The organism is Micromonospora sp. AMSO12t (assembly GCF_008806585.1).
GTDB classification, from domain to species: Bacteria; Actinomycetota; Actinomycetes; order Mycobacteriales; family Micromonosporaceae; genus Micromonospora; species Micromonospora reichwaldensis.
Genome location: NZ_WAAS01000021.1, coordinates 1 through 18326, shown reverse-complemented (window position 1 = coordinate 18326; position 18326 = coordinate 1). Strand labels below are relative to the sequence as shown.

General features: G+C 75.2%; 14 protein-coding genes. 7 read left to right on the top strand and 7 right to left on the bottom strand.

Going from position 1 to position 18326, the window contains the following annotated elements:
• Positions 1-11: 11 nt before the first annotated feature.
• Complete coding sequence (locus F6X68_RS05395; RefSeq protein ID WP_151453222.1) at positions 12-1742, bottom strand: ABC transporter ATP-binding protein; 1731 nt, start codon at positions 1740-1742, stop codon at positions 12-14.
• The gene (locus F6X68_RS05390; protein ID WP_225852006.1) at positions 1739-3511 is read right to left on the bottom strand and encodes an ABC transporter ATP-binding protein; all 1773 of its coding nucleotides are present in this window, start codon (positions 3509-3511) and stop codon (positions 1739-1741) included. Before F6X68_RS05390 ends, F6X68_RS05395 begins: the two co-directional genes overlap by 4 nt.
• A gap of 184 nt (positions 3512-3695) precedes the next feature.
• On the opposite strand from F6X68_RS05390, the gene F6X68_RS05385 reads away from it, so the two are divergent.
• On the top strand, positions 3696-5399 hold the full coding sequence (locus tag F6X68_RS05385) for a bifunctional 3'-5' exonuclease/DNA polymerase (protein ID WP_151453220.1): 1704 nt from the start codon (positions 3696-3698) through the stop codon (positions 5397-5399).
• 15 nt (positions 5400-5414) lie between these two features.
• Here F6X68_RS05385 and F6X68_RS05380 read toward each other — a convergent pair whose 3' ends face one another.
• Positions 5415-5828 carry a helix-turn-helix domain-containing protein gene (locus tag F6X68_RS05380; protein WP_151453219.1) on the bottom strand — a complete coding sequence of 138 codons (414 nt, stop codon included), beginning with the start codon at positions 5826-5828 and terminating at the stop codon, positions 5415-5417.
• An 81-nt stretch (positions 5829-5909) separates the two neighbouring features.
• Here F6X68_RS05380 and F6X68_RS05375 point away from each other — a divergent pair, with 81 nt between their 5' ends.
• Both F6X68_RS05375 and F6X68_RS05370 read left to right on the top strand, forming a co-directional pair.
• Positions 5910-6722, top strand: a complete 813-nt coding sequence (locus tag F6X68_RS05375; RefSeq protein ID WP_151453218.1) for an NAD(P)H-binding protein — start codon at positions 5910-5912, stop codon at positions 6720-6722.
• Positions 6723-6952: 230 nt separating this feature from the next.
• Positions 6953-7546, top strand: coding sequence for an NTP transferase domain-containing protein (locus F6X68_RS05370; RefSeq protein ID WP_151453217.1), 594 nt, complete (start codon positions 6953-6955; stop codon positions 7544-7546).
• A 30-nt stretch (positions 7547-7576) separates the two neighbouring features.
• Here F6X68_RS05370 and F6X68_RS05365 read toward each other — a convergent pair whose 3' ends face one another.
• Positions 7577-8161: an N-acetylmuramoyl-L-alanine amidase gene (locus tag F6X68_RS05365; protein WP_151453216.1), complete on the bottom strand. Its 585-nt coding sequence runs from the start codon at positions 8159-8161 to the stop codon at positions 7577-7579.
• 298 nt (positions 8162-8459) lie between these two features.
• Between F6X68_RS05365 and F6X68_RS05360 the strand changes: the two genes are divergently transcribed.
• Together F6X68_RS05360 and F6X68_RS05355 are read left to right on the top strand one after the other, a co-directional pair.
• A complete protein-coding gene (locus tag F6X68_RS05360; RefSeq protein WP_151453215.1) occupies positions 8460-8987 on the top strand; it encodes a hypothetical protein in 528 nt (175 codons plus the stop codon).
• Positions 8984-10048, top strand: a complete 1065-nt coding sequence (locus F6X68_RS05355) for a phosphotransferase (protein WP_225852004.1) — start codon at positions 8984-8986, stop codon at positions 10046-10048. Before F6X68_RS05360 ends, F6X68_RS05355 begins: the two co-directional genes overlap by 4 nt.
• 18 nt (positions 10049-10066) lie before the next feature.
• On the opposite strand, the gene F6X68_RS05350 is transcribed toward F6X68_RS05355, so the two are convergent.
• The 3 genes from F6X68_RS05350 to F6X68_RS05340 form a co-directional block, all read right to left on the bottom strand.
• Positions 10067-10876 carry a metal-dependent hydrolase gene (locus F6X68_RS05350; RefSeq protein ID WP_151453214.1) on the bottom strand — a complete coding sequence of 270 codons (810 nt, stop codon included), beginning with the start codon at positions 10874-10876 and terminating at the stop codon, positions 10067-10069.
• A gap of 212 nt (positions 10877-11088) precedes the next feature.
• Positions 11089-12420 carry a glycosyltransferase family 4 protein gene (locus F6X68_RS05345; RefSeq protein WP_225852003.1) on the bottom strand — a complete coding sequence of 444 codons (1332 nt, stop codon included), beginning with the start codon at positions 12418-12420 and terminating at the stop codon, positions 11089-11091.
• A gap of 139 nt (positions 12421-12559) precedes the next feature.
• Entirely contained in the window at positions 12560-14503 is a 1944-nt protein-coding gene (locus F6X68_RS05340; protein ID WP_151453212.1) for an amylo-alpha-1,6-glucosidase, read from the bottom strand.
• A gap of 42 nt (positions 14504-14545) precedes the next feature.
• On the opposite strand from F6X68_RS05340, the gene F6X68_RS05335 reads away from it, so the two are divergent.
• Both F6X68_RS05335 and F6X68_RS05325 read left to right on the top strand, forming a co-directional pair.
• Positions 14546-17254 carry a glucosidase gene (locus F6X68_RS05335; protein ID WP_151453211.1) on the top strand — a complete coding sequence of 903 codons (2709 nt, stop codon included), beginning with the start codon at positions 14546-14548 and terminating at the stop codon, positions 17252-17254.
• 486 nt (positions 17255-17740) lie between these two features.
• Positions 17741-18319, top strand: a complete 579-nt coding sequence (locus tag F6X68_RS05325; RefSeq protein ID WP_225852002.1) for a TetR/AcrR family transcriptional regulator — start codon at positions 17741-17743, stop codon at positions 18317-18319.
• The last annotated feature ends 7 nt before the right edge of the window (positions 18320-18326 follow it).

Genomic DNA, 18326 nt, shown 5'->3' with positions numbered 1-18326 from the left:
ACCCGGGCGGGTCAGGGGTGCCAGGAGCGCCACAGGGCGGCGTACGGGCCGTCGGCCCGGACGAGCTCGTCGTGACTGCCGAGCTCGGTGATCCGGCCGCCCTCCAGCACCGCCACCCGGTCGGCGTCGTGAGCGGTGTTGAGGCGGTGCGCGATCGCGATGACGGTCCGCCCGGTGAGCAGGGCGGCCAGGGCCCGCTCGGTGCGCCGGGCGGTCGTCGGGTCGAGAGCGGCGGTCGCCTCGTCGAGGATCAGCGTGTGCGGGTCGGCGAGCACCAGCCGGGCCAGCGCGAGCTGCTGGGCCTCGGCGGCGCCGAGCTGGTGCGCCCCGTCGCCCAGCAGGGTGCCGAGGCCGTCGGGCAGGCGGGCGTGCCAGTCGGCGCCGACCGTGGCCAGCGCCGCGCGCATCCGGTCATCGGAGGCGTCCGGGGCGGCGAACGCGAGGTTGTCGCGTAGCGAGCCGATGAACACGTGGTGTTCCTGGGTGACCAGGGCGATGCGCCGCCGGCGTTCGGCCGGGTCCAGGTCGGTGACCGGGCAGCCGCCGACGCTGACGACCCCCTCCCGGGGCGCGTCGATCCCGGCGAGCAGCCGCGCCAGGGTGGACTTCCCGGCCCCCGACGGCCCGACGAGCGCCAACCGTTCGCCGGGCCGCACCTCGAGGTCGATGCCGTGCAACACGTCGGGTCCGCCGCCGTACGCGAACCGGGCTCCCCGGACGACCAGCCGCTCGTCCACCGGCGCGGCGGCCCGACCGGGCCGCTCCGGCGGCACCTGACCGACGCCGAGCACCCGGGCGAACGAGGCGAGGCCGCGCTGTGCCTGCTCGGTCCACATGAGGATCCGGTCCAGCGGGTCGATCGCCTGCTGAAGGTAGAGCGCGGCGGCGACCACCGCGCCGAGGGAGACCGCACCCCGCGCGAGCAGGAGGCCACCGACCAGCAGCAGCGCGGCCACGGGCAGCGGGTGACTGGCCTCCACCACGCTGAAGAACACCGTGCGCAGCGCCAGGGTCTTCCGCCGGGCGGCCCAGACCCGGGCTATGCGCGCGGTGCCGTGCCCGATCCGTTCGTCGGCGAGGCGCAGCGCCTCGACCGTACGGGCGCCCTCCGCAGTGCTCGTCAGCGTCTCGGTCAGCTCGGCGGCGACCGCCCCCTCGGCCAGGTACGCCGGGCCGGCGCGCCGCAGGTACCACCGGGTGACCAGGGCGATCGTCGGCAGCCCGGCCAGCGCGACGAGCCCGAGCAGCGGGTGCAGCAGGAAGACCGCCCCGAACAGCAGCACCAGCTGCACCGAGGCGATGACGATGACGGGCACCACGTCCCGGACCGTGAGGCCGACGGTGGCCACGTCGACCGAGCTGCGGGTGGCGAGGTCCCCGGCGCCGGCCCGCTCGACGACGCCGACGGGCAGGTTCAGCGTCCGCTCGACGAACTCCTCGCGCAGCCGGGCCACGGCCCGCTCGCCGAAGCGGTGGCCGGCGTACTGCGCGTAGCGCGACAGCAACGTCTGCACCAGCACGGCCCCAGCGATCGCCAGGGCGAACCGGTCGACGGTGGCGACGCCGGCCCCCGCGGACACCCGGTCGACGATGCTGCCGAGCAGCCACGGCGGAGCGAGCCCGGCGACCGTGGCGGCGGCGTGCAGCGCCAGCACGACTCCGACCGCGCGCCGGTCCCGGGCGATCAGGCCCCGGGTCGCCCGGCGCACTGTGGCCCGGTCGGCGACCGGCAGCCCGCTCACCGCAGCGCCTGCTCGGCGTCGGCGTCGCCACGGGCCACGAGCCGCCGGTAGCCCGGGTCCCGGTCGAGCAGGTCGGCGTGTGAGCCGGTGGCGGCGACCCGCCCCGCGACCAGGTGCGCGACCTCGTCGGCCCGTCCCAGCAGCAGCGGCGAGGTGGTGAGCACGACGGTGGTCCGTCCGGCCCGCGCGCGGCGCAGCCGCTCGGCGATGCGCGCCTCGGTGTGCGCGTCGACCGCCGAGGTCGGCTCGGCGAGGATCAGCACCTCCGGTTCGGCGAGCAACGCCCGGGCCAACCGGACCCGTTGCCGCTGGCCGCCGGAGAGGGACCGGGCCCGGGTGTCCAGCGGGGTGTCGAGCCCGTCCGGCAGGGCGTCGACGACGTCCTCGGCCGACGCGGCGTGCAGGGCGGAGGTGATCCGCTCCCGGTCACCGTCGGGGCGAGCCCCGCGCAGCACCTCCCGCAGCGTCCCGGCGAACAGGTAGGCGTCGTGGTCGGCGACCAGGATGCGGGCCCGCACCTGGTCGAGTTCGACGGCGGTCAGCGGCACGCCGCCCCAGGTGGCGTCGCTGACGGCGTACCGACCGAGCCGGTCGGCCAGCGCGAGGGCGTCCGCCGGGTCGGCGGCGGCCACCGCGGTGAGGCGACCGGCCCGGACGGTCAACCCGCTCGACCGGTCGTGCAGGTCGGCGGGACCGCCGGGAGCCGGGACAGGGCCGGCTGGATCGCCGGGGGCCGCGACCGGGGTGGCGGGGCGGGCCGGCTGGCGGCTGCCGGGAACCGTCGCCGCGCGGGCACGGGCCGGCGTGTCGCGCGGCCCGCCCACGTTGTCCGGCTCGACGGCGAGCAGGGCGACGATCCGGCGGGCCGCGACCCGGCCCCGGATCAGTTGGTGGCCGCCCTCCAGCAGGAACCAGACCGGCACGACGAGAGTCGCGACGTAGCCGTAGACGGCGACCAGCTCCCCGACGCTGATGTCGCCGGTGACCGCCATCCGGGCCGACAGCCACACCACCGCCGCGAGGAACAGCCCGGGGACGGCCACCGTCGCCGCGTCGATCCAGCTGTTCACGGAACCCACGCGGTATCCCTCGACGAGCAGGTCGCGGGAGCGGGCCGCGTACCGGCGGGCGAACAGGCCCCGGCCACCCACCCCGGCGAGCACCCGCAGCCCGGCCACGATGTCGCCCGACCGGGCGGTCAGCTCACCCTGCTGCTGCCGGTAGACCGACTCCGCCCGCTCCAGCCGGCGCAGCAGGGGAGCGACGACCAGGACGACCGACGGCACGCCCACCAGCACGCAGAGCGCGAGCAGGGGCGAGATCGACCAGAGCACGACGGCGACGACCAGGTATGCGACCACCGCGCCGATGCCGGGCCCGGTCACCGTCATCACCTGCGCCGCCCGGTCGATGTCGGTGCCGCCGACCGTGGCCACCTCGCCCGCCGCGGCCCGGCGTGGCAGCACGGCGCCGACCCGGGACAGCCGGCGGAGCACCACGGCGGCGGAGCGCGCCTTCGCGTCCTCCCGGATGAAGGTCATCGTGCGGTGCCGCATGATGCCCAGCCAGGACAGCGCGACGCCAGCGACGACGATCGCCGCCACCCACAGGGCCAGGGCCCGGTTGTCGCCGGCCCGCAGTCCGTCGTCCACGGCGCGGGAGATCAGGTAGGGCCGGACCGCCAGGCCGGTCATCCAGGCCGCGCCGAACAGGCTGCCGCGCAGCACCCGCCACGGCTGGCAGCGGACCAGCCACCACAGGTACCGCATCGGCCCCCGGATGTCCGGGGTGCCGGGCTCGGGATGGGGGATCCGTGGTGGCACCGGTCAACGCTAGCGAGCCGGGCACCGCCGCACCGCCCCGTTTCCGCCGTACCGCGCCGTCGTTTCGTCGCTGGCGCCTGCGGCCGACCCGTCCCGGCGCGGGGGCACGCCGGGGTGGTTGGTGGGTGGAGTGTCGCAGGGGCGAGGCAGAATCACATCCGTGCTGGTGGCGGTGGTCTCGGACGAGCGGGGCGGGGGAGTGCTGCAAACCCTCGACGCCGCGGGGCAGCCCGTCGGCCCGGTGCAGCCGGTCACCGACCTGGCCGCGGCCGTCGCGGCGCGCGAGGCGGCGGACCGGCCGCGCTGGGTGTGGGCCTCCGGCGCGACCGTCTACCCGGCGCTGCTGCGCGCCGGGGTGCGGGTCGAGCGCTGCCACGACGTCGAGCTGACCGAGACCCTGCTGCTCGGCCACGCCGGCCGCTGGGGCGAGCCCCGTTCGTTCGCGGCGGCCTGGGCCCGGCTGACCGACACGCCGGTGCCGGCCGACCCGCCGCCCCGGCCGGCCGCGCCACCCGGCCACGGGCAGGCCGCGCTCTTCGACGCCCTGCCCGGCCCGCCGGGCCCCGGCGTCGAGGCACTGACCCGGGTGTACGCCGACCAGCTCGCCCGGATCGCCGCCACCGAGCATCCCGGCCGGTTCCGGCTACTGGTCGCCGCCGAGTCGGCCGGCGCGCTGATCGCCGTGGAGATGGGGGCCGCAGGGCTGCCCTGGCGGGCCGACGTGCACGACCGACTCCTCGCGGAGCTGCTCGGTGAGCCGTCGCCGGTGGGCGGCCCGCCCCGCCGGCTGGCCGAGCTGGCCGCGCGGATCGCCGACGCGTTCGGCGTACGCCAGCTGCACGCCGACTCCCCGGCGGAGCTGTTGCGGGCCTTCGCCCGGGCCGGGGTGGAGCTGCCCAACACCCGGGCCTGGGTGCTGCGCGGGGTGGACCACCCGGCGGTGCCGCTGGTCCTGGAATACAAGGAGCTCTACCGGATCTGGACGGCGCACGGCTGGGCCTGGCGCGACGCCTGGGTGCGCGACGGCCGGTTCCAGCCGGAGTACGTCCCGGGCGGGGTCGTCTCCGGCCGCTGGGCCACCCGGGGCGGCGGCGCGTTGCAGATCCCCAAGGTGATCCGGCGGGCGGTGGTGGCCGATCCGGGCTGGCGGTTCGTGGTGGCCGACGCCGGCCAGCTGGAGCCGAGGGTGCTCGCCGCGGTCTCCGGCGACGCCCGGCTCGCCGCCGCCGGTGGTGCCGGCGACCTCTACGCCGCCCTCGCCCAGGACGCCTTCGGCGGCGACCGGCCCCGGGCCAAGGTGGCGCTGCTCGGCGCGATGTACGGGCAGACCGGCGGGGCGGCGGTGCCGGCGCTGGCGGTGCTGCGGCGCAGCTACCCGACGGCCTTCGGCTACGTGGAGGCGGCGGCCCGCACGGGGGAGGCCGGCGGGCTGGTGCGCTCCTGGCTGGGGCGCACCTGCCCGCCCGGCACGGCCGGGTTCGGCGACCCCGACGCCGACCTGCCCGACGGCGGCGACGATCCGCAGTCGCCGCGGGCGCGGGCGGCCCGGTCCCGGGGACGGTTCACCCGCAACTTCGTCATCCAGGCCACCGCCGCCGAGTGGGCCTCGACCCTGCTGGCGACGCTGCGCGGCCGGCTCGCCGCCACCGGCGGCGAACTGGTCTTCTTCCAACACGACGAGGTGATCGTGCACTGCCCGGCGGAGCGGGCCGACGCGGTCGCCGACGCGGTCACCCGGTGCGGGGAGCAGGCCGCCGCGCTGCTCTTCGGCGACACCCCGGTCCGCTTCCCGCTGGACCTCTCCGTCGTCGACTGCTACGCCGACGCGGCCTGACGGTTCCCGCCCCGGTCAGGAGACGGCGGAGCCGGGGTTGGCGGCGTCCCACGCGTGCCGTGACTCGGCGATGGCGTCCTTGTGCGCCAGCGACCAGTCGGCCAGCTGCCGCACCAGGTGGGTCAGGCTCCTGCCGCGCTCGGTCAGCTCGTAGGTGACGGTCACCGGGACGGTCGGGTACGCGGTGCGCAGCACCAGGCCGTCGCGCTCCAGGCGGCGCAGGGTCAGGGTCAGCATCCGCTGCGAGATGCCGTGGATGGCCCGTTGCAGCTCCCGGAACCGGCGGACGCCCGAGGAGAGCTCGACGATCGCGAGCACCGACCACTTGTCGCCGATGCGGTCGAGCACGTCGCGGATCCCGCAGTCCGGGTGCTCGGGCAGGCCGCAGGGCGCCAGCGCGTCGGTTACCGCCGTGTGCCCTGCCGACATCGAAGTGCCTCCTTGTGGCCGCGTCCGTGGTTCCCGACGATGAGGCTAGTTCCGATTCGGTACCACCGAAAGGCTCGCCACATGCTGCTGGTCACCGGCGCCTCCGGGCACCTGGGCTCCCTCATCCACGCCGGGCTGGTCGAGCGAGGGCTCGCCCCGCTCGCCGGCACCCGTACGCCCGGTCGCTTCGGCGACGCCGGGCGGAGCGTGGACTTCGACGACCCGGCGGGGCCGGACCTGACGGGCGTACGCGTGCTGGTGCTGGTCTCCGCCGGCTACGGCGAGGACGACGTCGTCACCGCCCGCCACGACCGGGCGATCGCCGCCGCCGAGCGGCACGGGGTGGCGCACGTGGTCTACACGAGCCTGGTCGGCGCCGGCGACCACCTTGCCTTCGCGCTCGCGCACCGGTGGACGGAGCGTCGACTGCGGGAGAGCCGGCTCGACTGGACGATCCTGCGCAACGGCCTCTACGCCGAGCTGTTCGGTCAGCTGGCCGCCCCGGTCGACGGCGCGGTCACGGCCCCGTTCGGCACGGGAGCGCTGGCCGCGGTGGCCCGACAGGATCTGGCCGACGCCGCCGTGCGGGTGGCCGCCGACCCGGCCGTCCATCGCGGCCGCACGTACGAGCTGACCGGGCCCGTCGCGCTCACCGCGGCCGGCGTCGCCACCGGGTTGGGCGTGGCCTACCGCCCGGTGTCGCTGGGCGAGCGGCGTGCCGCCCTGACGGGCCCGGGCCTGCTGCCGTTCCAGCCGGCCATGCTCATGTCGATCTACTCCGCCACGGCGGCCGGGTTCCTCGCGCGGACCCACGGCGACCTGGCGCGCCTGCTGTCGCGTCCGCCCCGCGACCCGATGCCGGTCGCGGTCGCCGCCGCCGGGGCGCCGTCCTGACCGTACGCACAGCCTCGACGGGGCTGCCCACCTTCGCGCCAGCCACGCCGGAGACGGGCGACGCGGTGCGGTTCCGGGCCGGTAACGGTTGCACTATTTTCCCTTTTCGCCCCGCTACCCGGTCTGCCTTCTCCTCGTTGCTCCCGATGTCCGTACGACGGAGCGGGCCGTGCCCTCGTGCCACGGCCCGCTCCACGGTGGAGGGGGCCCAGCTGAACCGGATCGCAGGAATGATCATCGCCGCGGGCGGGGGGCGCCGCATCGGCGGTCCCGAGGCGCTGCTGCACCAGGGGGAGAAGCCCCTGGTGAACCGGATGATCGACACGATGACCAAGGCGGGCTGCGAGCGGATCGTGGTCGTGCTCGGCGCCGCGGCCGACCAGGTCCGCGAGACGGCGGACCTGAGCCAGGCCACGGTGGTGATCAACCGGGCGTGGGGGACCGGCGTCGGCTCGTCCATCCGGGCCGGCCTCGCCGCGCTCGACGACGAGGGCATCGAGGCAGTCGTGGTGGTGCCGGTCGACATGCCCGGCCTGACCGCCACCGCCGTGCGTCGGGTCGTCGCGCTGCCGTACCCCGACGTGCTGGTCTGCGCCACCTACGACGGGCTGCGCGGCTACCCGATGCTGTTCGGACGCCGGCACTGGTCCGGCATCGCCACCCTGGCCAGCGCGGACGTGGGCGCCCGGCCCTACCTGCTCGCGCACAAGGACCAGATCGTCGACATCTCCTGCGACTCGGTGGCCGACGGCAGCCGGGTCGACACCCCGGAACTGATGGCGCTCTACGGGCTGACCGTTCCACCCCAGCGCATCGGCGCCTAGGTGACCGACAGTCGCGCGGCCCGGGGGGTCTCAGGGTGCGGCGCGCCGTACGACGAGTCCCGGTGAGGGCGTGGGCCCGGACGGACGGGCGACCTGCCGGGCGGCGGCCAGGATGTCCGGCTTCTGCGCGATGATCGGCGGGCCGGGGCACTTGTCGTGCCCCCAGGCCTTGCCTCCCATGCTGTGATGGCCGAGGCCTGTGCCCGACGGGTCGGCCGTCAGGGCGAGCGGGACGCCGCACTCCTCGTGCACCCTGGCGAAGATCCGGCCGAGGGCGGCGATCTGCTCGTCGGTCAGCCTCTCCCAGCCGGGATGGCTGGCGTGGTGCGGGCTGCCGACGCTGAACCCGGAGCACTCCACCGAGAGCCAGTGCCCGTTGCCGGCTCGCTGGGTCCAGGCCTTGTCCGCCGTGTCGACCATCTGCGCGATGTCACCCTCACGACTGACGATGAAGTGCGAGGAGGTTTCGGTGTCCGGGTCCTGCTGGTGGCTGATGGTGCCCTCATAGGTGCCGTCGGCGATGTGTACCACCAGGCCGCGAACCTCCACCATGCCGTTCGGGACCCGGTTGGCGGTGGGGCCGCGCCAGCTCGCGAGATCCTCCCAGAGGGCCATCGGATGCTCCTTTCGGCGGGCGCCGGTGCGGATGGCCGGCCGCGGGCTCGACAACCCGAACGTATCGTCGTCCCCACTCCCGTTGCCGGCGATTCGGCCGACTGGTCGTGTGCGCCCGGGGCAGGTCGCTGACGGCGGATCGCCCAGATCGGCCCTCCGCTCGGCCTGCACCCCGTCGGCGGCTGTCCGCTCCGGCCACCGCCCCCATGCCGGGCCGCTGTTCCGCTAGCGTCGGCGGGCGCGGCACCGCCGCCGTGGCACACCGCGGCGGGCCGCTGACGACGGGGGAGGCCGGCCGATGATCGGAATGTTGACCCGGCACATAGCCGGGGCGGTCGCCGCCTGGCTGGTGTACGTCGCCGAGGGGTCGTTCGGCCTCTTGGCGCGGCTCGCGTTGGCCCTGGTCGCCGACGCCGGCCCGGGCAGGCCACTGGCCAGGCCCTTCATGGTGCTGGACGCCGCCCTGCCGGGTGCCGTCCTGGTGCTGCTCGTGGTGGTGCCGGCGGTCGTCATCGGCGACGTCGCCCTCGCCCGCCGTGGCGCGTTCGCTCGCACGCTGGCGGCCTGCGGGGTGGCCGTGTTCCTCGTCGGCCTGTACGTCGCCGGCATCGCGGCCGTCACCGGGGCGGTCGTCGCCGACGCGGCGTTGGCCTGGTTTCTTACGACGACGGTCGTGCTCTGCCCGGTGGTGGTCCACGCGGCCGTGGTGCAGGGGGCGCGGGCGGCGACCGGGTGGCTGGCCCGCTGGTGCCGCCCCGGCTCGCCGGCCACGGTCGCTCCGTCCGCGTCCTCGGTGGACCACCCCGGCGGCTCTGAGGCCCCGTGACCACGTCCCGCCCGCCGACCGACCTCGTCCCCGCCGACGTGCCGGCCGGGCAGCTCACCCACAACATGCTCAACGGGGTGACCGACGGCATCTGGCGCACCCGCCGGGACGGGCGGTCGGCCGTGCTGAAACTCCTCACCCCGCCCGGTCGCCCCGGCCCGGCGCACTGGGCCGGCAGCGAGGAGCCGGGGCACTGGAACTACTGGCGCCGCGAGGTCGAGGCGTACCGCAGCGGGCTGGCCACCGCCGCGTACGCCGACGCCGGGCTGGCCGCGCCGACGGCGCTGGCGGTCGACGACCGGCCGGACGGCTCGGTCGCGCTGTGGCTGCCCGAGGTCGCCGGCCGGCCGGGCGTCGCCTGCACGCCCGCCGACCTCGGGGAGGTGGCCGTCCGGCTCGGCGCCGGACACGCCCGCTGGCTCGGCGACCCCGAGGCGCGGGAACTGGCGGCCGGCGGTCGCCCGCCGGACTGGCTGGCGCGCGACTGGCTACGCGACTACACGCTGAGCCGCCCGGTGGCCGCGCCGGTGCCGTGGGAGCACCCGGTCGCCGTCGCCGCCTGGCCGCGTTCCCTGCGCGACGCGCTGCGGGTGCTGTGGGAGCGGCGGCACGACGTGCTGGCCGCCACCGACCGGCTGCCGCGTACGCTCTGCCACCACGACTGCTGGCCGATGAACCTGGTGTTCGCCGCCGACGGCCCGGTGCTGCTGGACTGGTCCGGCGTCGGCCCGGGGCCGGTCGGCGAGGACGCGGCCAACCTGGTGCTGGACACCTTCCTCGACGGGCTGGTCGACGTCGCGCTGCTCGACGAGGTTGCCGCGACCGTGCCCGACCGGTACGCCGAGGGGCTGCGTGGCGCCGTCGCGCCGGGGGAGGTGGCCCGTGCCGTCCGGCTCACCGGGGCGGCCAAGTACTTCTGGCTGGCGCCGATGATGCTCGGCCGGCTGGGCCGCTCCGCCATCAGCGGCACCTACGACGCCCGCGACGAGGCGGAGATGATGGCGGGCCGCCGGCCCGTGCTTGAGCTGCTGGCCCGCTGGGCCGCCGAGGCGTGGGACTGACCGGGTGCGGGCAGGCCGTCAGACGTCGATGTTGAAGCGTTGCAGCACCGACGGGGCGACCAGCCCGGCCGCCGCGAGCACCGAGATCGCGGTCAGTACGGCCCGGACGACCACCACCTCGGTCTTGCTGCCGGCCCGCAGGGCGATCTTGTTCGGCAGCCCGATCGGCGTCCACATCCGACGCTTGATCGGAATCGGCCAGAGGATGGGCACCCCGGCCCGGGTGATCATGTCGCCGAGGATGTGCACGAAGCAGCCGACCCCGACGGCGGTGCCGATCAGCGGATAGCCCCGGCCGCCGGGCAGGTTGGCGAAGGTGTACCAGGCGGCGGCGGCCGACGCGAGGGTGACGATGACCCAGCCGGCGCGCTCCGCCCACTTGTCGAACAGGCCGCGCAGCGCCAGCCCGAACATGAAGAAGAGGATGCCGATGACGGCCCACTTGCCGTACGCGGCGCAGAGCGTGGTGGTGCCCCAGCCGACCAGCAGGGTGAACGGGATGGTGTGGGTCAACGTGCGGTGGCCGTTGTTGCGGCGCGGATCCTTGCTGAGCTTCGTCGCGTAGTAGACCCCGAGCGAGACCTTCTCCATCACCTCGGCGATGAAGAGCGAGAACACGCCGAAGGTGCGGGCGACGGTCGCCCCGCCCTGGTTGCGGGTCACCTTGCCGGACAGGTCGAGGTCGGGGAAGAGCGCCCCACCGGCGCAGACGGCGGTGCCGACGGCGAGCTCCAGCGGCGACTGGTGGTAGTCGGCGAACTGTTGCAGCGCCCAGGATCCGGTCAGCCACACCGCCGCGCCGGACAGCGCGTGCGACGGTCCCATCATGTCGGCTCACCCTCCCCAGGGATCTTGAGCGCCAAAACTACGCCACTGTAGTTCGCCGGCGCTCCGCAGGGGCATCGCCCGGACGGTCCACCGGGGACGGTGGCGGGGAGGGGTGGGTGGATCTGCCGCACCGGCAGGAAGTATGCCCTTGCCGGGCGGCAATCGGGGCCGGTCTGTCGGCCACCGGACGGTGGGGCGGCGGCGACGGCGGCTCAGCGGACGGCGCCGCCGACCGCGAGCAGGTTCCCCTCCGGGATGGTGATCTTCTGACGGGCCCCGCCGAGCCGGGCGGCGGCGCGCCGGGCCTGCGTCGGGCCGTGCTCCCGGTAGGCCGTCGCGTACGTGCCGGCGGTCCGGGCGGCGATGGTCGTCCAGCCGTAGTGACGGCCGACCATGGCGCGCGCCCGCCGGGCCACCCGCCGGGCGAAGACCTCGTCGCCGAGGAGCTGGTCGACGGCCTCGCCGAGGGCGCCCGGATCGCTGTGCGGGAAGGTCACCCCGGTCACGCCCGGCTCGACGATCTCGGCGAGGCCGCCGGTGCGGGCCACGGCCAGCGGCGCGCCGGCCGCCGCGGCCTCGAGGGCCACCATCCCGAACGGCTCGTAGAGACTGGGCACCACGGTCGCGTCGGTGGCGCCGAGCAGCGCCGGGAGCCGGGTCGAGTCCAGGAATCCCGCGAAGCGTACGGTCTGCCCGAGCCCGAGGCGGTGGGTCTCCTCCTCCAACTCGCCGCGGTAGGGGCCGTCGCCCGCGATCACCACCCGCAGCCCGGGGTGCCGGTCGCGCAGGTACGGCACGGCGTGCACCAGGTGCTGCACGCCCTTCTCGTAGACCAGCCGGCCGGCGTACCCGACGAGCGGGCCGTCGCCGGCGAACCGGGCCCGGGCGGCGGTGACCGCCCCCGGCCGGGCGCGCCAGGCCCGGTCGTCGACCCCGTTGGGCACCACGTCGATCTGCCCGGCCGGCACGTCGAAGAGCGTGGCGACCTGCTCGCGCATGTAGCCGGAGCAGACGATCACCCGGGCGGAGGCGTTGCTCAGCCAGTGTTCGACGCCGTGGATGGTGCGGTTCATCTCCTCGGGCAGCCAGCCCTGGTGTCGGCCGGCTTCGGTGGCGTGGATGGTGCTGACGAGGGGGATGTCGAGGTGTTCGCGCAGGGTCATGGCGGTGTGGGCGACGAGCCAGTCGTGGGCGTGGATGACGTCGTAGGTGCCGGCTTCGGTGGCGCGTAGTGCGGCGCGGGTGAGGGTGTGGTTGAAGGCCATGGTCCAGGCGAGCAGGGAGGAGGTGGCCAGGGGGAAGGTGACGGGGTCTTCGGCGGCGCGGACGATGCGGACGCCGTCGGCGTACTCCTCGAGGGGTGCGCCGTCGGTGTGGCGGGTGACGACGGTGACTTCGTGGCCGGCGGCGGCGAGGGCGACGGAGAGGGCGTGCACGTGCCGGCCGAGGCCGCCGACGAGGACCGGCGGGTACTCCCAGGAGAGCATCAGCACCCGCTGTCGCCGGGCGGGATGGATGTCGATCACGTCGGCGTCAGGTGACAATGCGGCCCCCTTGAGTTGTCCCCGAGTGCGCGCCGCTGGCACCGGAGCGGTGCCCGTGACGGTCGGGACTGGATCGGGACCCATCCTGCTGGCGGCTGGCTAACCGCCGGAGACGCCGCCGTTGCGGTCGTGTAAAGCGCTACCGGCCGTTCCTGCGGGCGCGCAGCAGTTCGGCGACCGACCACGCCTGGAACGGGCACCCGGTGGCGGCGTGCGGCGCGAGTCCGTCGGCCGTCTCACTCACCGATCCCAGGCCGTACTCGGTCAGATGGGCCTCGATGCCGACGAAAAGGTCATCGACCGGCATCTTGGCCCGTCGGGCGGCGTCGGCGTACGGGCCGAGCAGCCACGGCCAGACGGTGCCCTGGTGGTAGGCGCCGTCCCGCTCGGCCGGACCGCCCCGGTGCCGCCCGACGAACTCGGGCGCGTCGGGGGAGAGGCTGCGCGGGCCCAGCGGGGTGAGCAGCCCGCCGGCGACCCGGCGCACGGTGGGCTCGTCGGGCTCCAGCGGCGCGTACGGCAGCGACCAGGCCAGCAGCTGGTTGGGGCGCAGCAGGTCGTCGTCGTGGTGCGCGGCCCCACCCAGCGGATACGCCGGCGCGGGCGCGTCCACCACGTCGTTCAGCCAGCCCGTCGGGGCCGGGAACCGGTGCCGGAACGAAGCGCTGGCCCGCTCGTGCAGCCGCCACAGCTCGCCCGCGTCCCGCCCCGCCAGCTCGGTCAGCTCGGCCAGGCCGGCCAGCCCGTTGACCCAGAGCGCGTTGACCTCCACCGGCTTGCCCGTACGCGGGGTGACCGGCACCCCGTACACCCGGGCGTCCATCCAGGTCAGCGCCGTGCCCGGGGTGCCGCCCTGGGTGAGCAGCCCGTCGGCCGGGTCGACGGCGATGCCGAAGCGGGTGCCGGCGAGGTGCGCGTCGACCACCCCGTGCAGCGCGGGCAGCAGCTCGTCGCCGAGGTCGGTGTCGCCGGTGACGGTGACGTGCCGGCTGACGGCGTGCAGGAACCACAGGGTCGCGTCGACGGTGTTGTACTCCACCCGCCCGGTGTCGGCGGTGTTGGCGAGCATGCCCTCCGACAGCGTCGCCGCGTACGCCCGCAGCAGCTCCCGGCCCTCGTCGGCCCGGTTGGTGCAGAGGAACAGCCCCTCGTAGGAGATCATCGTGTCCCGCGACCAGGCGCCGAACCACGGGTAGCCGGCCACCACGTCCGGCCCGGTGGAGGTGCGGACCACGAACGCGTCGGCGGCCAGCGCGAGCGTCGCCTCGACCGGGTCGGCCGGCTTCGCCGCGGCCACCACCCGCCGGTTACGGGCCCGGGCCGCCGCGACCACCTCGGTCGCCGGTGGCGGCTCCTCGGCCAGCTCGCCGGCCCAGGCGAGCACCGACACCGTGTCGCCCGGGCGCTCCAGCTCGCCCGAGAACCGGCCCGCGTACCAGAGGTCCTCGTCGGGGTTCAGGCCCCGCGCCGCCTCCTCCCGGTGATGCGCGCCGAGCCACCACTGTCCCTGCGGGGTCCAGTCCGGCCCGGCGAGCCGGAACGCGCCCTCGACCACCGCCCCGCCCGGCACCGGCTCCACCCGCGGGGCCGGACCGTCGGCGCGGCGCTCGCCGTGCGCGTCCCGCCAGGTGCAGGCCGCCGCGAGTTCGAGCCGCACCGGCCCGCCGGAGACGAGCCGGTGCACGACGGCCACGCAGGAGCGGCCGTGCGTCATCGCCAGCTCCCGCTCGATCACCACGTCGCCGACGCGCCAGCGCCATCGGGGCAGGCCGTCGGTCAGGTCGAAGCGCTCCAGCAGCTCGAAGCCGCGCGGGTCGACGTCGCCGGAGGCCCACTCGTGCGCGCCCAGGCGCACCCGGGCGCCGGAGGGGAACAGCACGGCCGGGTCCAGGCCGACCAGTCCCACGCGGCGGGACGCCGGCGTCTCGCCGGCCACCACGAGCAGCCCGTGGTACCGGCGGGTGCGCAGCCCGCTCACCGTGCCGGTGGCGTAGCCGCCGAGACCGTCGGTGACCAGCCACTCCCGGGCGGCGCCGCCGGTCAGGTCGCCGCACACCTGCGGGCCGAAGCGAATGTCGATCAACTTTCCTCCACCGGCGGCGGGGTGCAACACGCCACGACGAGAATGGCTCCTGTGGTGAAGTCCCCCGGCGGCGTCGAAGATGTGCGAGTGATCACCGACGTGCCGCCCCCCGACGACTCCGCGCCCGACCCCGAACGGCTCCGGCTGGCTCAGGCCGACGCCGGGGAGCAGGACTGGCGCGCATGGGGTCCCTATCTGTCCGAACGGGCGTGGGGGACGGTACGGGAGGACTACAGCGAGCACGGTACGGCCTGGGACTACTTCCCGCACGACCACGCGCGGTCCAGAGCCTACCGTTGGAGCGAGGACGGCATGGCGGGCGTCTGCGACGACCGGCAGACGTTCTGCTTCGCCCTCGCCCTGTGGAACGGCAGGGACCCGATCCTCAAGGAGCGGATGTTCGGCCTCGGCGGCGACGGCGGCAACCACGGCGAGGACGCCAAGGAATACTGGTGGTACGAGGACTCCACCCCCACCCACTCGTGGATGCGCTGGCGCTACCACTACCCCCAGGCCGCCTTCCCGTACGACGAGCTGGTCGCGGTGAACGCGCTGCGCGGCCGGGACGACACCGAGTACGAGCTGGTCGACACCGGCATCTTCGACGACGACCGGTACTGGGCGGTGACCGTCGACTACGCCAAGGCCACCCCGACGGACCTGTGCGTCGTCGTCACCGTCGCCAACCGGGGCGACCGGGCGGCCACCCTGCACGTGCTGCCCACCCTCTGGTTCCGCAACACCTGGGCGTGGGGGCTGCCCGGCGGCGACCGGGTGCCCCGGCTGGTCGGCGAGGGATCGCGGCTCGTCGGCGAGCACCGGGTGCTCGGTCAGCTGCTGCTGGAGGGCGACGGGGAGCCCACGCCGCTGCTCTGCGACAACGACACCAACGCCGAGCGGCTCTGGGGGCTGCCCGGCCGCTCCGCCTACCCGAAGGACGGCATCAACGACCACGTGGTCGACGGCGCCCCGACGGTCAACCCGGCCCGGGAGGGCACCAAGGGGGCGCTGCACTACGTGCTGGACGTGCCGGCCGGGGCGCAGCGGCGGATCCGCCTGCGGCTGACCCGTACCGCCCCACCGCCCGGCGGCGCCCCGCCCCCGCCGGCGGACCTGGGTGACGGCTTCGACGCGGTGGTGTGGGCCCGGCGGGCGGAGGCGAACCGGTTCTTCGCCGGCGTCATCCCGACCGCCGCGACACCGGACGAGACCCTCATCGCCCGGCAGGCGATCGCCGGGCTCATGTGGGGCAAGCAGTTCTACCACTTCGACGTCAAGCGTTGGCTGGAGGGCGATCCCGGCTCCGCGCCCCCGCCCCCGGGCCGCCGGCACGGGCGCAACAGCGCCTGGTGGCACATGACGAGCTTCGACGTGATCTCCATGCCCGACCCGTGGGAGTATCCCTGGTACGCGGCCTGGGACCTGGCCTTCCACTGCGTCAGCATCGCCCGGGTCGACCCCGGCTTCGCCAAGGAGCAGCTGCTGCTCCTGCTCCGCGAGTGGTACCTGCACCCCAACGGCCAGATCCCGGCGTACGAGTGGGCGTTCGGCGACGTGAACCCGCCGGTGCACGCGTGGGCGGCGCTGAAGGTCTTCGAGATCGACGGCAGCCGGGACCACGACTTCCTGGCCCGGGTGATGCACAAGCTGCTGCTCAACTTCACCTGGTGGGTCAACCGCAAGGACACCGGCGGCAACAACGTCTTCGAGGGCGGCTTCCTCGGGCTGGACAACGTCGGCCCGTTCGACCGGTCGGCGGCGCTGCCGGTGGCCGGGGTGCTGGAGCAGTCCGACGGCACCGGCTGGATGGGCATGTACGCGCTGAACCTGCTCGACATCGCCGTCGTGCTGGCCGAGCACGACCGCACCTGGGTCGACACCGCCACCAAGTTCTTCGAGCACTTCGCCTACATCGCCGCGGCCGCGTACGAGCAGGGCCTGTGGGACGCCGAGGACGCGTTCTTCTACGACGTGCTGCGCCTCGCCGACGGCTCGAAGGTGCCGCTGAAGGTCCGCTCGGTCGTTGGCCTGCTGCCGCTGGCCGCGACGACCCGGCTCACCGCCCACACCCTGCACCGGCTGCCCGAGCTGCACGCCCGGTTGCGCTGGTTCCTCGCCAACCGCCCCGAGTACGCCGACGTCATCGGCGCCCGCCGGCTCGGGCCCGACGGCCGCCAGCACCGGCTGCTGTCCATGGTCGGCCCGGAGCAGATCGTCCGGCTGCTCGCCCGGATGCTCGACACCGACGAGTTCCTCTCCGAGTACGGCCTGCGCACGCTGTCCCGGGCCCACCTCGACAAGCCGTTCTCGGTGACCCTCGGCGGCCAGGAGTTCAGCGTCGGCTACGAGCCGGCAGAGTCGACCAGCGGCCTGTTCGGAGGCAACTCGAACTGGCGCGGCCCGATCTGGATGCCGACCAACTTCCTGCTGATCAGCGCGCTGCGCGACTACGCCGCTTTCTTCGGCGACGACCTCCAGGTGGAGTACCCGACGCGGTCGGGGGTGAAGCGGACCCTCGACGAGATCGCCGACGACCTCTCCGCGCGGCTGATCTCCCTGTTCACCCGCGACGACTGGGGCCGGCGGCCGATCTACGGCGCCGCCCAGCTCTTCCAGACCCACCCGGACTGGCGGGACCTGATCTGCTTCCCCGAGTACTTCCACGGCGACAACGGCGCCGGGCTGGGCGCCTGGCACCAGACCGGCTGGACGGCCCTGGTCGCCGACCTGATCCTCACCCTGCGCCGCTGACCCCGCGCGGGCCGTGCCCGCCCTGAGCCCGCGGGCGGTGCCCGCCCTGAGCCCGGGCGGGTGGTGCCCGCCGTGCCGCAGGCGGGTCAGGGCGGGGCCAAGCCGCCGTGCCGGGCGGGCCGTGGTTATCGTGCCGCAGGCGGGTCAGGCTGCCGTGACGCAGGCGGGTCGCCGTGCCGGCGAGTCGGGGGTCGGCCCGCCCTCGCTGCCCTCGGCCTGTTCTGCCGCGCCCCGTTCCGCCGCGCGTGGCCCGTCCTGGCTCGGTGCGGCCGGCCCGCTCCCCGAACGGTCGCGGCACGGCGAGGCGAACGGGGCAGATCTTGGCAGGAATCGGCCCCTATGGGGGCGCTCCGGTACCAAGATCTCTGGCGACGGCGACGGCGACGGCGACGGCGACGGCGATGGCGATGGCGATGCGCCGGTCCGCAGAGTCGTCAATCCGTCGCGGATGCCTCACGGGCGGTGACGGTCGCTAGCATCGGCGGCGTGTCGCCAGCAGAGGAAGCAGACGCCGCGCCGGCCGAGCGGGAGCGCCTCGTTCTGGCCGCCCGACAGCTGGCCGAGGCCGAGGGGTGGGCGGCGGTGACCCACCGCCGGCTGGCCGAGCGGACCGGGATCGACATCGAGGCCCTCTACCGTCGCTTCCCCGACCCGGCCGCGCTGATGTCCGCCGTGGCGGTGCTCGGCTTCGCCGACCTGGCCGCCGCGCTCGCCGCCGCCCGGGACACCGCCACCGGAGGCGAACGCGGGCAGTGGCCGGCCGTGGTGATGGCCTACCTGGACTTCGCGTACGCCAGTCCCGAGGTCTACGACGCGATGCTCACGCACACCGCGGACCTCACGCTGGGCCGCGACCCGGGGCCCGGGGCGCCCCGGGCGGCCTCCGCCGAGCTGCGCGCGGCCCTGACGCCACTGGCTGCCGGCCGTGACCCCGACACCCTCGCCGAGGTCGGGTGGGCGCTGCTGCACGGCACGGTCATGCTGACGCGGGGAGGGCGGCTGCGCCCGGACGTTCAGGAACAGCGCGAGGAAATGATCATGTCCGGCATATTCGCCGCCCCCTGACCCCGCA

Coding starts and splice junctions, on each gene's coding strand:
- F6X68_RS05390 (WP_225852006.1), bottom strand. CDS start 3,511: ATGCGGTACCTGTGGTGGCTGGTCCGCTGCCAGCCGTGGCGGGTGCTG.
- F6X68_RS05380 (WP_151453219.1), bottom strand. CDS start 5,828: ATGTCGGCAGGGCACACGGCGGTAACCGACGCGCTGGCGCCCTGCGGC.
- F6X68_RS05375 (WP_151453218.1), top strand. CDS start 5,910: ATGCTGCTGGTCACCGGCGCCTCCGGGCACCTGGGCTCCCTCATCCAC.
- F6X68_RS05370 (WP_151453217.1), top strand. CDS start 6,953: ATGATCATCGCCGCGGGCGGGGGGCGCCGCATCGGCGGTCCCGAGGCG.
- F6X68_RS05365 (WP_151453216.1), bottom strand. CDS start 8,161: ATGGCCCTCTGGGAGGATCTCGCGAGCTGGCGCGGCCCCACCGCCAAC.
- F6X68_RS05360 (WP_151453215.1), top strand. CDS start 8,460: ATGATCGGAATGTTGACCCGGCACATAGCCGGGGCGGTCGCCGCCTGG.
- F6X68_RS05350 (WP_151453214.1), bottom strand. CDS start 10,876: ATGATGGGACCGTCGCACGCGCTGTCCGGCGCGGCGGTGTGGCTGACC.
- F6X68_RS05335 (WP_151453211.1), top strand. CDS start 14,546: ATGGCTCCTGTGGTGAAGTCCCCCGGCGGCGTCGAAGATGTGCGAGTG.